Annotated in this window: 15 protein-coding genes and 1 riboswitch; of the genes, 3 read left to right on the forward strand and 12 right to left on the reverse strand. The window is 72.5% G+C overall.

The genetic code is table 11. The annotated features are described in order from the left end of the window. The 5 genes from MFF64_RS12325 to MFF64_RS12345 form a co-directional block, all read right to left on the reverse strand. On the reverse strand, positions 1-591 hold the full coding sequence (locus MFF64_RS12325; protein ID WP_099903854.1) for a Uma2 family endonuclease: 591 nt from the start codon (positions 589-591) through the stop codon (positions 1-3). A 375-nt stretch (positions 592-966) separates the two neighbouring features. Continuing rightward, positions 967-2,001 (reverse strand): cobalamin biosynthesis protein CobW, encoded by a 1,035-nt coding sequence (gene cobW, locus MFF64_RS12330; protein WP_099903856.1) that lies wholly within the window; start codon positions 1,999-2,001, stop codon positions 967-969. Beyond that, positions 1,998-2,390 (reverse strand): DUF1636 family protein, encoded by a 393-nt coding sequence (locus MFF64_RS12335; protein WP_238190946.1) that lies wholly within the window; start codon positions 2,388-2,390, stop codon positions 1,998-2,000. Before MFF64_RS12335 ends, cobW begins: the two co-directional genes overlap by 4 nt. Continuing rightward, positions 2,387-3,130, reverse strand: a complete 744-nt coding sequence (locus tag MFF64_RS12340; RefSeq protein WP_238190948.1) for a CbtA family protein — start codon at positions 3,128-3,130, stop codon at positions 2,387-2,389. The genes MFF64_RS12335 and MFF64_RS12340 overlap by 4 nt, the downstream gene beginning before the upstream one ends. 86 nt (positions 3,131-3,216) lie before the next feature. Beyond that, positions 3,217-3,393, reverse strand: coding sequence for a CbtB domain-containing protein (locus tag MFF64_RS12345; protein ID WP_093571268.1), 177 nt, complete (start codon positions 3,391-3,393; stop codon positions 3,217-3,219). Between the two features lie 30 nt (positions 3,394-3,423). After that, positions 3,424-3,626, reverse strand: a riboswitch (cobalamin riboswitch). A 107-nt stretch (positions 3,627-3,733) separates the two neighbouring features. On the opposite strand from MFF64_RS12345, the gene cobU reads away from it, so the two are divergent. From cobU to MFF64_RS12360, 3 genes are all read left to right on the forward strand, one after another. Then, positions 3,734-4,243, forward strand: coding sequence for a bifunctional adenosylcobinamide kinase/adenosylcobinamide-phosphate guanylyltransferase (gene cobU / locus MFF64_RS12350; protein ID WP_099900912.1), 510 nt, complete (start codon positions 3,734-3,736; stop codon positions 4,241-4,243). Then, on the forward strand, positions 4,243-4,848 hold the full coding sequence (gene cobO, locus MFF64_RS12355; RefSeq protein ID WP_238190950.1) for a cob(I)yrinic acid a,c-diamide adenosyltransferase: 606 nt from the start codon (positions 4,243-4,245) through the stop codon (positions 4,846-4,848). Before cobU ends, cobO begins: the two co-directional genes overlap by 1 nt. A 187-nt stretch (positions 4,849-5,035) precedes the next feature. Beyond that, a complete protein-coding gene (locus MFF64_RS12360; protein ID WP_099903836.1) occupies positions 5,036-5,809 on the forward strand; it encodes a prephenate dehydrogenase/arogenate dehydrogenase family protein in 774 nt (257 codons plus the stop codon). Between the two features lie 107 nt (positions 5,810-5,916). On the opposite strand, the gene tatC is transcribed toward MFF64_RS12360, so the two are convergent. The 7 genes from tatC to MFF64_RS12395 form a co-directional block, all read right to left on the reverse strand. Further along, complete coding sequence (gene tatC / locus MFF64_RS12365) at positions 5,917-6,720, reverse strand: twin-arginine translocase subunit TatC (RefSeq protein ID WP_099903834.1); 804 nt, start codon at positions 6,718-6,720, stop codon at positions 5,917-5,919. Next, positions 6,717-7,271 (reverse strand): Sec-independent protein translocase protein TatB, encoded by a 555-nt coding sequence (tatB, locus tag MFF64_RS12370; protein WP_099903832.1) that lies wholly within the window; start codon positions 7,269-7,271, stop codon positions 6,717-6,719. Before tatB ends, tatC begins: the two co-directional genes overlap by 4 nt. Positions 7,272-7,506: 235 nt before the next feature. Further along, positions 7,507-7,815: a twin-arginine translocase TatA/TatE family subunit gene (locus MFF64_RS12375; RefSeq protein WP_238190953.1), complete on the reverse strand. Its 309-nt coding sequence runs from the start codon at positions 7,813-7,815 to the stop codon at positions 7,507-7,509. A 195-nt stretch (positions 7,816-8,010) separates the two neighbouring features. Beyond that, positions 8,011-8,664, reverse strand: a complete 654-nt coding sequence (gene scpB / locus MFF64_RS12380) for an SMC-Scp complex subunit ScpB (protein WP_438823067.1) — start codon at positions 8,662-8,664, stop codon at positions 8,011-8,013. Continuing rightward, positions 8,661-9,446, reverse strand: a complete 786-nt coding sequence (locus tag MFF64_RS12385; protein WP_099906593.1) for a segregation and condensation protein A — start codon at positions 9,444-9,446, stop codon at positions 8,661-8,663. The genes scpB and MFF64_RS12385 overlap by 4 nt, the downstream gene beginning before the upstream one ends. A 1-nt stretch (position 9,447) precedes the next feature. Beyond that, positions 9,448-10,458 (reverse strand): beta-N-acetylhexosaminidase, encoded by a 1,011-nt coding sequence (gene nagZ, locus MFF64_RS12390; protein ID WP_099906583.1) that lies wholly within the window; start codon positions 10,456-10,458, stop codon positions 9,448-9,450. A gap of 207 nt (positions 10,459-10,665) precedes the next feature. Beyond that, complete coding sequence (locus MFF64_RS12395; RefSeq protein WP_099906584.1) at positions 10,666-12,075, reverse strand: SPOR domain-containing protein; 1,410 nt, start codon at positions 12,073-12,075, stop codon at positions 10,666-10,668. Between the last annotated feature and the right edge of the window lie 31 nt (positions 12,076-12,106).

The raw sequence follows: 12,106 nt of genomic DNA on the forward strand, positions 1-12,106 counted from the left end.
TCAGGTCCCGGAGACGAGGCGGGGCCGCGGCGGGAACACGACGCCGTCATAGACGTCCGCCAGCGCCAGCCTCGTGCCGAGTTCCGGCAGCTCGATCGTCTGGTCGAGCCCGGCCACGAGACGGTGCTGCCAGGCGCCGTCAGTGTCGCGGCGCCACAGGGCGATCTCGGGAGCGTTCGGCTCGACCAGCAGGATCACCATGAGGCTCGCGACCGCCTTGTACTCCTCGAGCTCGTCGAAGGCGTCGAAGTCGCGGGTCGAAGGCGACAGGACCTCGGCGACCAGCCGCGGCTCCGCCGCCGTCAGCCCGTTCGGGTCGCGGGCGCCGCAATCGATGCCCAGATCAGGCCGGCTGATCTGGCCCGGCAGGGTCGCGACGCTGCCGTCACCGGTGAAGGGCCGGCACGGTGTCCCGCGCAGGCGGGCGCAGAACTCCGCCACGAGGTTGACCACGATGTCGTCATGGACGTTGCGTGCGCCGGCCATCATCCGGACCGGCACCCCGCCGACCAGCTCGTAGCGCTCGTCCTGGCGCTCCTGCCAGGCGAAGAACTCCTGCACGCTCCAGCGCCGGTGCGCGGGCTCCGACATGCGATGCCCTCCCGGGCTTGGGGTTTCCGTGGTTCGGTGCCGGTGATGTCGACGATATGGCGTCAGACGTCCCGGCTGGAAAGTAAAGCGCGGGTCTCCTTTCTCCCCGCGGACGGGGAGAGGGCTTCATCGACCTGGTCGTCGATGAAGCGGGGGCAGGCTAAGCCGGAGCGAGAGGGTGTTTCCGGAGAGCCTCTTTCGGAAGTACCCCCTCACCGTCGGCTGCCGCCTCGCTGCGCTCCCTGAACGGCGACGCAGCCCTCTCCCCGCAACGAGGTCGGGCTTGCCCGACTTCGTCTGCCGCTCGCAGATCCCGGGTAAGCCCGGGACCTGTCGCGGAGAGGCAACGCGCACGAATCGAGGCGAGGGAAACGTCTACCCCTTCAAAGCCGCCGCCACCGCCTCCTTGTCGAATCCGGCGAGCCCGATCACCACCAGCGTCCCGTCCCGGTGCTCGGCCGGGCGCCAGGGCCGGTCGTAATGGTGGGCGACGCGGCGGCCGACGCCCTGGACGACGAGACGCATCGGCTTGTCGGCGACGGCGCAGAAGCCCTTGATTCGAAGAACCCCGGCCACCTCGGCGGCCTTCGCCACCCGGGCGGCCAGGTCCTCGGGCGAGCCCGCGGCCTTCACCGGCAGCGCCACGCTCTCGAAATCGTCGTGGTCGTGGTCCTCCTCCGTCTCGTGGTGCGAGGGCCGCGCGGCGAGGTCGTCCTCCGCGGCGGCGTTGAGGCCGAGGAGCACGCGGGGATCGAGGGCGCCGTGGGCGGTCTCGACGAGCTTGACGGCCCGGGGCAGGTGCGCCTCCACCTCGGCGCGCACGCGAGCCCGCTCGCCCTCGTCGAGGAGGTCGGACTTGTTCATCACCACGAGATCGGCGCAGAGGAGCTGGTCCTCGAACACCTCTTCCAGCGGATTCTCGTGATCGACGCTGGCATCGGCCGCGCGTTGGGCCGCCAGCGCCTCTGGATCGTCCGCGAAGGCGCCAGAGGCCACAGCCGGGCCGTCCACCACCGCCACCACGCCGTCGACGGTGACCCGCGAGCGGATCGCCGGCCAGTTGAAGGCCTGGACCAGGGGCTTGGGCAGGGCGAGGCCGGAGGTCTCGATCAGGATGTGCTCCGGCGGCTCCGGCCGGTCGAGGAGCTTGTTCAGGGCCGGCACGAAATCGTCGGCGACGGTGCAGCAGATGCAGCCGTTCGGCAGCTCGACCACCGCGTCGGCGTCGCAGCCCGGGATGCCGCACTCGGCGAGCAGGCTGCCGTCGAAGCTGACATCGCCGAACTCGTTGACGATGATCGCGAGGCGCCGACCGTCATTGTGCTCGACGGCGTGGCGCACGAGCGTCGTCTTGCCGGCGCCGAGGAAGCCCGTGACGATGGTGCAGGGGATCTTGTTCAGGATGGTCATGGGAGAACCGGCGCGGGAGGGATGCGGGCGACGACGCCTTTGCGGAACTCTTGCGGACGCTCGCGCCAGGGCACGATTCCGTCCGGGGTTCCGGCATAGAGGCCGATGCCGTCGAGGATGACCGCGGCGGACACCGCCGGGTCGAGGTCGCCGTAGACGTAGGTCCAGCGGCCGGGGCTCGACACCGCGACCGTGCAGGGCCGCTTGCAGACCGAGAGGCATTCCACCGGCTCGATCCGCACGCGCGCCTCCGGACGATCAGCGAGGGCTGCCGCGAGGGCGTCGTGCAGGCGGGCGCCGGCGCGGGGGCCTTCGCCGGGGTCGGCGGCGTCGCGGCAGGTGGTGCAGACGTAGAGGGTGCAGATATCGGAGGGGATCTGCTCGCTCACGCGGACACCTCGCTCCGGCGCGCGGTGCCCTTCGTGCCGGCGACCGCGCCCCAGGCCCAGCCGAAGGCGAGGCCGAGCACCGCCCAGAAGGCGAAGGCGACCGCCAGCGACCGGGCGGCGAACTGCGCCGCGTAGACCGGCGGCATGGCGGAGATCTCCTCCGGCCCGTGCGGGGCGCCCCAGGCATGCGGTGCGACGATGAGGGCGAGACCTAAACCGATCGCGGCTGGCCCGCGGCGGATCGCCACCAGGTAGAGGCCGACAGCCGTGGCGAGGGCGGTAGCCACCCACCAGAGCTGGCGCGATTCGAGGGCGGCGCCCGCGATGCCAGGCAGTTCCGGCGGCAGCCCGATCGCCGGGGCGAGGCTGGCGGCGAGGAAGCCGCCGATGCCGAACTTCAGCGCCTCGGAGGGCGTCACCTCGCGGCCGGCCGCGACCAGCACGGCGCCGAGGAGCAGCGCGTAGCCGACGCCGCTGACCAGGGTGGCGAGCGCCGTGAAGGCGAGGCGCGGCAGGCCGGGCGCCGGCTGCCATTGCGGCTCGCCGCCATGGTCGTGCCCGGCATGGGCGAACACGATCAGCGCATTGGCCGAGACGCGGGTGGGAGCGACGGTCTCGGCCGTCTCGTACTTCTCCGCCGCCAGGATCAGCGGCGAGGTGAGGGCGAATTGCAGAGCTGAGGCCACGCACGCGGCCAGGAAGCCGGCGACCAGCGCCGCGGCGAGCAGACGTTTCGTCATGGAAGGATCACCTGCACGACCAAAGGGCCGCGGGCCCGCGCCCGGTCGGGGCGCAGGCCGCGCGGCCTCGGAGGGTTAGGCCCTGGTCAGTGGCAGGGGAAGTTGTGAGCGTGGCGCCAGTCGTGGGCGGCGTTGTGCAGGGCGACCACGGGGGCGAAGCCGGAGACGAACAGCAGCCCGATACCGAGGGTAGCGGCGAGAAGGACGGCGCTCAGGCGCTCGCCGACGAGGGCGGGGGAGAGGGACCGGGTGATCGCGACCATGACGAACTCCTGCCGCCCCACCGGCGGCGTCGAGAGAAAGGGGTGACGGCAGGTCTCCTGGCTCGCGGTCTCTGGAGCCGGCCCACCGCCTTCCCGGATTGCTCCAGTGGCCGATGGCGGACCGTGTGCGACCGCTCACAGTTGCGGGGGCAGCCGCGGCACACCGGAAAGAGCCCGGATCCCGCGTTCCCTTTTCACCTCGTCGCCGAGGCACCGTCGTGGCGACCCTAGCGGGTCGCCTGCGGGCTTGCAATCGGCGCAGCCTGCCGCGACACCTCCGGCCCGAGTTTTCCCGGAGGAGGAGACGTCCGTGCCGGATCCGGACCGCGCCGCCCCGCGCCTGACCCTGGTCCTGGGCGGCGCCCGCTCAGGAAAAAGCCGCTACGCGGAAGGGCTGATCGAAGCGCTGCCGGGGCCCTGGCTCTACGTCGCGACGGCGCAAGCCTGGGACGACGAGATGCGGGCGCGCATCGACGCGCACCGCGCCCGCCGGCCTCCGCCCTGGGAGACGGTCGACGCGCCGCGCGACCTGCCGGCGATGATCGGCCGAGCGCCCGCCGGCCGGCCGGTGCTGGTCGATTGCCTGACCCTGTGGCTGACCAACGCGATGCTTGATGACGATGCCGACCTCGCGGCGGAGGTCGAGGCCCTGGTGGGATCCTGCCGGGCGGCGGCCGGGCCGCTGGTGCTGGTCTCGAACGAGGTCGGGTTCGGCATCGTGCCGGAGAATGCGCTCGCCCGCCGGTTCCGCGACGAGGCCGGCCGGCTGCACCAGTGCCTGGCCGCCATCGCCGACCGGGTGGTGCTGGTGGTGGCGGGCCTGCCGATGACCCTCAAGGGAGACACGTGATGAGCGACGACGAGGCGGCGCGCCACCGCGCCAAGATGGAGAAGCGCAAGGCGGTGCAGGATGCCGAGGTGGCGGGCAAGACGATCGAGAAGGGATTGCTCATCGTCCATACCGGCCCCGGCAAGGGCAAGTCGACCGCCGCCTTCGGGCTGATGCTGCGGGCGCTCGGGCGCGGCTGGCGGGTCGGGGTGGTGCAGTACATCAAGGGCGCCTGGGAGACCGGCGAGCGCTTCGCCCTCGAGCGCTTCGCCGACCAGGTCGAGTGGCACACGATGGGGGAGGGCTTCACCTGGGAGACCCAGGACCGTGACCGCGACGTGGCGGCCGCGCGTGCCGCCTGGGCGAAGACCGAGGCGCTGATGGCCGATCCGGCCCTTCGGCTCCTGATCCTCGACGAGCTCAACATCGCGCTCCGCTACGATTACCTGCCGCTCGCGGAGGTGGTGGAGGCGCTGAGCCGGCGCCGGCCGGACCTGCACGTCGTGGTGACCGGCCGCAACGCCAAGCCGGAGCTGATCGCCGCCGCCGACCTCGTCACCGAGATGGCATCGATCAAGCACCACTTCGCCGCGGGGGTGAAGGCGCAGGAGGGCATCGAGTTCTGATTGACGCCGGGGACCGGAGCCGTCTACAGGCTCGGCCATGACCAGCGCCCTCCCGACCGGACTCTATTACGCGCCGCATTCCTAAGCGGCGGAGTGCTCGTCATCTCTCAACCGCTGCGACGTGTCGGCGGTTGAGGCTTCCAGAAATTCCAGGCCCGCCGACCTCGCCCCAGACCCGAGGTCTTCCGTGCCGTCCTCCCCCATCCCGCTCCCCGCCATCGGCCTGATCGGCTTCGGCGCCTTCGGGCGCCTCGTCGCCACGCATCTGGCGCCTCTCTTCTCGCTCCGCGTCCACGACCCGTTCGTGCCCGACTCCGCCATCGCGGCGGCCGGCGTCGCGCCGTGCAGCTTGGTGGAGGCTGCCGCCTGCCCGGTGGTGATCCTGGCAGCCCCCGTCTCGACCTTCGCCGCATTGGTCCGGGACATCGCCCCGCACCTGCAGCCGGGCACCCTCGTGCTCGATGTCGGCTCGGTGAAGGTGCGGCCGGCGCAGATCATGCGCGCCGGCCTGCCGCCGGACATCGACGTCGTCGCCACCCATCCGCTGTTCGGGCCGCAGAGCGCGCGGAGCGGCCTGCGCGGCCTCAAGATCGCGGTCTGCCCGGTGCGGGGCGACCGCGCTCGCCAAGTCGGCGCATTCCTGCGGCGGGCGCTCGGGCTCACCGTGATCCTGACCACGCCGGAGGCGCATGACCGCGAGGCGGCGGCGGTGCAGGGTCTGACGCACCTGATTGCCAAGGTGCTGGTGGCGATGGAGCCGCTGCCGACCCGGATGACGACCCGCAGCTTCGACCTGGTGATGCAGGCCGTCGGCATGGTCCGGCACGACGCGCCGGAGGTCTACCATGCCATCGAGCGCGAGAACCCTTACGCGGCGGAGGTGCGGCGGCGGTTCTTCGACCTGGCGGCGCAGATGAATGACGAGCTGGGAGAGATCGAAGTGGCTGGCGTCGAGGGTTGAGGTCTATCTGGAACCCTTTGCCAACCCTCCGGTCATTGCAGGCTCCGCTTCGCGGCCCCGGAATGACCGGAAGGATGATAGTAGTCTCGGGGGCTTCCGACGAAACCCTACTCCCCGGCAGCCTCCTCCGCCGCCCGGGCGCGCTCGCGGCGCCTCTCCATCGCCCGTACCGAGAACACCGAGGCCTCGTAGAGGAGCAGCATCGGGATCGCGAGGGAGAGCTGGCTGATCACGTCCGGCGGGGTCAGCACCGCGGCGGCAACGAAGACCAGGACGATCGCGTAGCGCCGGCGGTCCCGCAGGAACTTCGAATCGATCAAGCCGACCTGCCCCAGCAGGGTCAGGATCACCGGCAGCTGGAACGCGATCCCGAAGGCGAAGATCAGCGTCATGATGAGCGAGAGGTACTCGTCCACCTTCGGCAAAAGCTCGATCGTGGCCTCGCCGGGCTGGCCGATCTGCTGCAGGCTGACCGAGAACTTGATCAGCAGCGGCATCGCCAGGAAGTAGACGACGAGGGCGCCGAGCAGGAAGAAGATGGGCGTGGCGACGAGGTAGGGCAGGAAGGCCCGGCGCTCGTTGCGGTACAGGCCCGGCGCCACGAAGGCGTAGAGCTGGGTGGCGACGACCGGGAAGGACAGGAAGCCGGCGCCGAACACGCTCAGCTTGATGTTGGTGAAGACCTGCTCGAGGAAGTGGGTCGCGATCAGCCGCGCCTTCTCGGCCCCCACTACGCTCACGTAGGGGTAGACCAGCACGTTGTAGATGTGCTGCGCGAAGAAGAAGCAGACGAAGAACATCACCCCGAAGGCGAGCAGCGACTTGATCAGCCGCGAGCGCAGCTCGATCAGGTGCTCGATCAGGGGCGCGCGCGAGGCCTCGATCTCGGCTTCATCGGCCTCGGTGATCATGCAGTGCGGCCCGTGCTGGCGGTGTCGGGGGAGGTCGAGTAATCGGCTGCAGCGCCGCGGGCCGCATCGGCCTTGAGCTGCGCGGTCGCGGCCGCGAGCGCCGAGACCGACGGCTTCTCGGCCGCAGGCTCGGGGGGCTGATAGGCCGGCGGGGCGGCGGGATCGACCGGAGGCGGCGGCTCCGGCAGCGGCGCGGAGGACGACGGGTCCGACGAGAGCGGATCCGCGCCCGGCAACGCCATCGTGGCGGGCTTGGGCGCGCCGTCGACGGCGCCCTTGATCTCGTTGCGGAGGGTCTGGACCGGGTTGAAGCCGGTCGAGGTCGCGGAGGAGACGCTGCGGTTGATGCCCTCGACCTCGCGGCGGACCTCGTCGAGCTCCGCCTCGCGCATCGCCTCGCTGAACTGGCTCTGGAACTCGCCGGCCATGCGCTTGAGCCGGGCGGTGACCTGGCCGACCGTGCGCAGGGCCTTGGGCAGATCCTTGGGGCCGATGACGACGAGCGCGACGCCGCCGATCAGCATCACCTCGCCCCAACTCATATCGAACATGGCGTGACGGCCCTGCTACTCGCGCGGCGCGACTCCTGAAGCGGGCGCCTCGCGCGGGCTGTCTAGCACGCCGGTGCGCCGGCGCCAGTCACCGCCGAGCAGGTTCCTGTCGGTGGCGTGCGGGCCGCGAGGAGGACCACCGCCCGAGACCCTGCAACGAACGCGGAAGGCGCGGAGGAGGCGGCCCGGAGGTCGCGCGCTCCTTCGCGGGGAATCGGGCCCGGGGACGGACCGCTCAGCCGACCTTGCGGTCGACGTTCGGCTCGGCGGTGTTGAGCGGCGGCATCTGCGCGGTCGGCACGTGAGCCGGCTGAGCCGGAGCCGGCTGCGCCACCGGGGGCGGCGCGACTTGAACAGGGGGGACCTGCGCATGGGGCACCTGCGCGGTGGTGGTCGGAGTCTGCTCCTCGTCGGCCATGCCTTTCTTGAAGGCCTTGATGCCCTTGGCGACGTCGCCCATCAGCTCGGACACCTTGCCGCGCCCGAACAGCAGCATGACGATCACGCCGACGACGATCCAGTGCCAGATACTCGCGCCGCCCATGGTTCTCTCCTGCGCAGCGTCAGATTCGCTGCGGCACTCTCGCGGGGCGTCGTGCGACGTCCCAAACCTCTGATCCCGCAGGCTCATCGTCGCCGGGTGGCGACCCGAGCGCTCGCGGTGCGGCCGGAACGTAAGGACGGCAAGAGGCGAAAACAAGCATTTCCTCGGGGTTGGCCGAATGCCCCACCCGGGATTTCAGTCCGCGGCGGCCTCGCCGGGGCTCGGGGGATCCTCGTCGGCCCCGGCGGCATCGCCCGGCTGCGGCACCCGGAAGCCGGCGGGCAGCCGGCCCTCGATCAGGCCGAGGCCCTTCAGCTCGTCGAGGCCCGGCAGGTCGGAGACGGCGTCGAGGCCGAAATGGTCGAGGAAGGCCGGCGTGGTGCCGTAGGTGACCGGCCGCCCCGGGGTGCGCCGCCGCCCGCGCAGGCGGACCCAGCCGCACTCGAGCAGGAGGTCGAGGGAGCCCTTCGACGTGGTGACGCCGCGGATCTCCTCGATCTCGGCCCGGGTCACCGGCTGGTGATAGGCGACGATGGCGAGGGTCTCGAGGGCGGCCCGCGACAGCTTGCGCGTCTCCGGAACGCCGCCGCGCAGGGCGGGGGCGAGGTCGGGCGCGGTGCGGAAGGCGTAGCCGCCGGCGACGCGCGCCAGCGTGATGCCCCGGGGCGCGTAGGCGTGGGCGATCTCCATGAGAACCGCCGGGACGTCGGTCCCGGACGGCAGCCGGGCGGCGAGGTCGGCCTCGGCCAGGGGCGTCGGCGCGCAGAAGATCAGCGCCTCGGCGAGGCGGGCGGCCTCGGACGGAGGAGGCGGCTCGGACGAACGGGGAGCTTTCGCCACGCGGCTCACGGTCCGGCGGCGCGGATCTGGATCGGCGCGAAGGGTCCGTCCTGGCGCAGCAGGATCTGGCCCTCGCGGGCGAGCTCCAGCACGGCCGAGAGCGAGGAGGCGCGCACCGTGGCGCGTCGCTTCGGGTCGGCGAGGTACTGGGCGAGGCAGGAATCGAGGTCGGTCCAGTCCTCCCGCGGGCCGATCAGCCGCTCAAGGGCACTCCGCGCATCCACCAGCGACCACACGCTGCGCGGCGGCAGCGTCATCTGCGCCCGCGCCCTCTCCTGGCGCTGGCGGGCATAGGCCGCGATCAGGTCGTGCAGGGTGACGGCGAAGGGGCCGGGCGCGGCGACGGCAGGCTCGGGCGGGACGGCACCGCGGGCGAAGACGTCGCGCCCGAGCTGGGTCCGCTCGGAGAGCATCACGGCGGCGGCGCGAATCGCCTCGAGGCGGCGCAGCCGCACGGCCAGCGCCTCGACGAGGTCGCCGGCGGCGGGTTCGGGGCCGCGGGGCGGCGCCGGCAGCAGCAGGCGCGACTTCAGGTAGGCGAGCCAAGCCGCCATCACCAGGTAGTCGGCGGCCAGCTCCAGGCGCAGGCGGCGCGCCTCGTCGATGAAGGCAAGGTATTGCTCGACCAGCGCCAGGATCGAGATCCGGGCGAGGTCGACCTTCTGGCGCCGGGCCAGCTCCAGGAGCAGGTCGACGGGGCCCTCGAAGCCGTCGACGTCGACCATGAAGGCCGCGCCGTCGGCAGCGCGATCGGGGCTTTCTCGGGGGGCCTCCGCGACGTCGTCCGCCATCTCAGGCCGCAGCGGCGAGCCCGGCATCGAGGCGGGCCCGGGCCTCGGCCGGGTCGAAAGCCGGGGTGGCGGGGATCAGCCGGGCAAGCGCCGCTTCCGCCCGGCGCAGGGCCTCGCCGGCGAGGATGGGGGCGGAGGCGACCACCTCCTCCATCTCGGCCCGGACACCGTTGCAATGCAGGCCGATGTCGCAGCCGGCCCGGAAGGCGGCGGCGGCGCGCTCGCGGTGCGTCCCCGAGAGGGCGTTCATCGACAGGTCGTCGGTCATCAGGAGGCCGTCGAAGCCGATGCGGCCGCGCACGATCTCGCGGATGACCGTCGCCGAGGTGGTGGCCGGGCACTCCGGGTCGAGGGTGCGGAACACCACGTGGGCCGACATCGCCATCGGCAGGTCGGCGAGCGATCGGAAGGGCCGGAAGTCGTGAGCGTCCAGGTCGTCCAGGCTCGCCTCCACGACAGGCAGGGCGTGGTGGCTGTCGGCGCCGGCGCGGCCGTGGCCGGGCATGTGCTTCATCACCGGCAGCACGCCGCCGGCCATCAGCCCCTCGGCCACCGCCCGCCCGAAGGCCGCGACCACGGCGGGATCGGTGCCGTAGGCCCGGTCGCCGATCACGTCGTGGGCGCCCGGCACCGGCACGTCGAGGACCGGCGCGCAATCGACGTTGATGCCGACCTCCGCGAGGTCGTGCGCCATCAGGCGGGCACCGAGATGGGCCAGCGCCGGCCCGCCCTCCGGGCCGGCGGCCCGCAGGTAGGCCCGGCCGGACGGGTAGGCCTGCCAGTGCGGCCGCGTCATGCGCTGCACCCGGCCGCCCTCCTGGTCGATCAGGATCGGGGCGTCGGCCCGGCCGACGGTCTCGCGGAGCGCCGCCGTCAGGGCGCGGACCTGCGCGGGAGTCTCGACGTTGCGCTTGAACAGGATGAAGCCCCAGGGCTGCACCGCGCGGAAGAAGGCGGCCTCCTCGGGGCTCAAGGTCGGGCCGGCGCAACCGAGGATCAGGGCGAGGGTCATCGACGGCGGTTCTCGTCGGTTGGAGAGGAAAACGGTCACGCGATCCCACTCGGCATCCATGGGGCGCCGACGGTCGGGAATCGCAAGCGGAAAGAACGGAGGATTGAGGCGTTTCGCCGACCGCCGTTGTCGGTGCGGCGCCGCAGCCGCGAGGTTTCCGGACGCCTCGCCGGCGCCCGGCCCCGTCAGTGCGGCATCAGGGCTTCATCAGTTCTTGGCGACGAAGCAGGCGGCGCCCGCGGCCTTGAGCTTGCCGCACAGGCCGTCGGCGCCCTCCTTCGACATCGGCCCGACGCGGACGCGGTAGATCGACTTGCCGTTGACCTCGGCCTGGCGGATCAGCGGCGACTGCCCGCCGAGCACGGCGCCGTAGCGCTCCTGGGCTTGGCGGAACGCGACCTCCGCCTCCTTCTCGGTGGCGCGCACCGAGAGCTGCACCGAGAAGCCGCCGACCGGCGCCTGAGGCGTGGGCACCGCCTGGGTGGTGGCCGGCGCCTCGGCGGAGGCGACGCGCTGGACCGGCTTCGGCCGCGGCGATTCGACCACCGGCGCCGGGGTCTCGGCGGCGGGCGCCTCGGCGGCCGGGGTCCTGGCAGCGGGGGCGGTCGCGATGGCCCGCGGGCCGCGCGGCGTGACCGGCGCCGGGGTGGAGCCCGTCGCCTCGGTCGGCAGGGTCATGGTCGGGATCGGCGAGACCGCCTGCTGCGGCGCGGCCTGCGCCTGCGCGGCGGCCTGTGCCGCGCGCTGGGCCTCGGCCGGCGAGGGTTCGGGCCGGACCGAGACCGTGCGCACCCGGCGCGGCTCGCCGAGGGATTCGGTCAGGGCGTTGCCCGGGATGACGGGCGCGGCCGACGCGCCGGCCTCGGCGGCGAGCGAGCGCGCCGCCTGCTTGACGTCGAGGGGCTGCTCCTCGCGGTTGACGATGCGGATCTGTCCCCCGTCCTTGGCGGAGGTGGTGGCGGTGCGCTCGTAGATCTGCTTGTTCTGGTCCGGGATCTCGACGCCGCCGGCATTCTGCGGCGCCACCTTGAGCGGCGCCTGATCGGCCATCACGAGGATCGGCGCGCCGGAGCGGCTGTGGTGGAAGGCCTTCCAGGTCAGCGCGCCGCCGATAGACGCCGCGACGATGCCGAGCGCCGTGCCGACGAGGGCGATGCGCCGGCGGCCCCGGGGCCTTGGCTCCGCGATCGCTTCCGGCTCGAGAGCGGCCGGCGCCGGCTCGGAATCCGTCTCGCGCTCGACCGCGGCGAGGTACTGGTTGAAGGCGGCGGCCGGCGTATAGGCCGGCGGGGACGTGTGGGAGGATGCCTGCATCGGTGCCCCGAGGCTCGGCTCGCTGCGGGTGGCGGACAGGTCGGCCTCGGCCGGGGGCGCCTCGCCGTAGCTCGGCATCACCGGCTCGACGCGGCCGCGCGGCTCGGCGCGGCTCGCCTCCTTCGCCTCCTTGGCCTCGAGAAGGGCGCGGAACGGATCGTCCTGGCCGACGATGCGGGCGAGTTCGGCGAGGGGGTCGGACCGGGCGCCAGCCCGGACCTGATCCTGGCGCGCGGGAGACGGCTGCCGATCCTGCTCGTAGCCGTCGTAGTCGACGGGAACCCGGGAAGCATTGGTCGTCATGGCAGCACCATCCTGTTCGCCCTCGCGTCAC

This window comes from Methylobacterium frigidaeris (assembly GCF_022179185.1).
GTDB classification, from domain to species: Bacteria; Pseudomonadota; Alphaproteobacteria; order Rhizobiales; family Beijerinckiaceae; genus Methylobacterium; species Methylobacterium frigidaeris.

Excerpts from the sequence above, each read along its gene's own strand:
- MFF64_RS12325 (WP_099903854.1), bottom strand. The coding sequence starts at position 591 with ATGTCGGAGCCCGCGCACCGGCGCTGGAGCGTGCAGGAGTTCTTCGCC.
- cobW (WP_099903856.1), bottom strand. The coding sequence starts at position 2,001 with ATGACCATCCTGAACAAGATCCCCTGCACCATCGTCACGGGCTTCCTC.
- MFF64_RS12340 (WP_238190948.1), bottom strand. The coding sequence starts at position 3,130 with ATGACGAAACGTCTGCTCGCCGCGGCGCTGGTCGCCGGCTTCCTGGCC.
- MFF64_RS12345 (WP_093571268.1), bottom strand. The coding sequence starts at position 3,393 with ATGGTCGCGATCACCCGGTCCCTCTCCCCCGCCCTCGTCGGCGAGCGC.
- cobO (WP_238190950.1), top strand. The coding sequence starts at position 4,243 with ATGAGCGACGACGAGGCGGCGCGCCACCGCGCCAAGATGGAGAAGCGC.
- tatC (WP_099903834.1), bottom strand. The coding sequence starts at position 6,720 with ATGATCACCGAGGCCGATGAAGCCGAGATCGAGGCCTCGCGCGCGCCC.
- tatB (WP_099903832.1), bottom strand. The coding sequence starts at position 7,271 with ATGTTCGATATGAGTTGGGGCGAGGTGATGCTGATCGGCGGCGTCGCG.
- MFF64_RS12375 (WP_238190953.1), bottom strand. The coding sequence starts at position 7,815 with ATGGGCGGCGCGAGTATCTGGCACTGGATCGTCGTCGGCGTGATCGTC.
- MFF64_RS12385 (WP_099906593.1), bottom strand. The coding sequence starts at position 9,446 with ATGGCGGACGACGTCGCGGAGGCCCCCCGAGAAAGCCCCGATCGCGCT.
- nagZ (WP_099906583.1), bottom strand. The coding sequence starts at position 10,458 with ATGACCCTCGCCCTGATCCTCGGTTGCGCCGGCCCGACCTTGAGCCCC.
- MFF64_RS12395 (WP_099906584.1), bottom strand. The coding sequence starts at position 12,075 with ATGACGACCAATGCTTCCCGGGTTCCCGTCGACTACGACGGCTACGAG.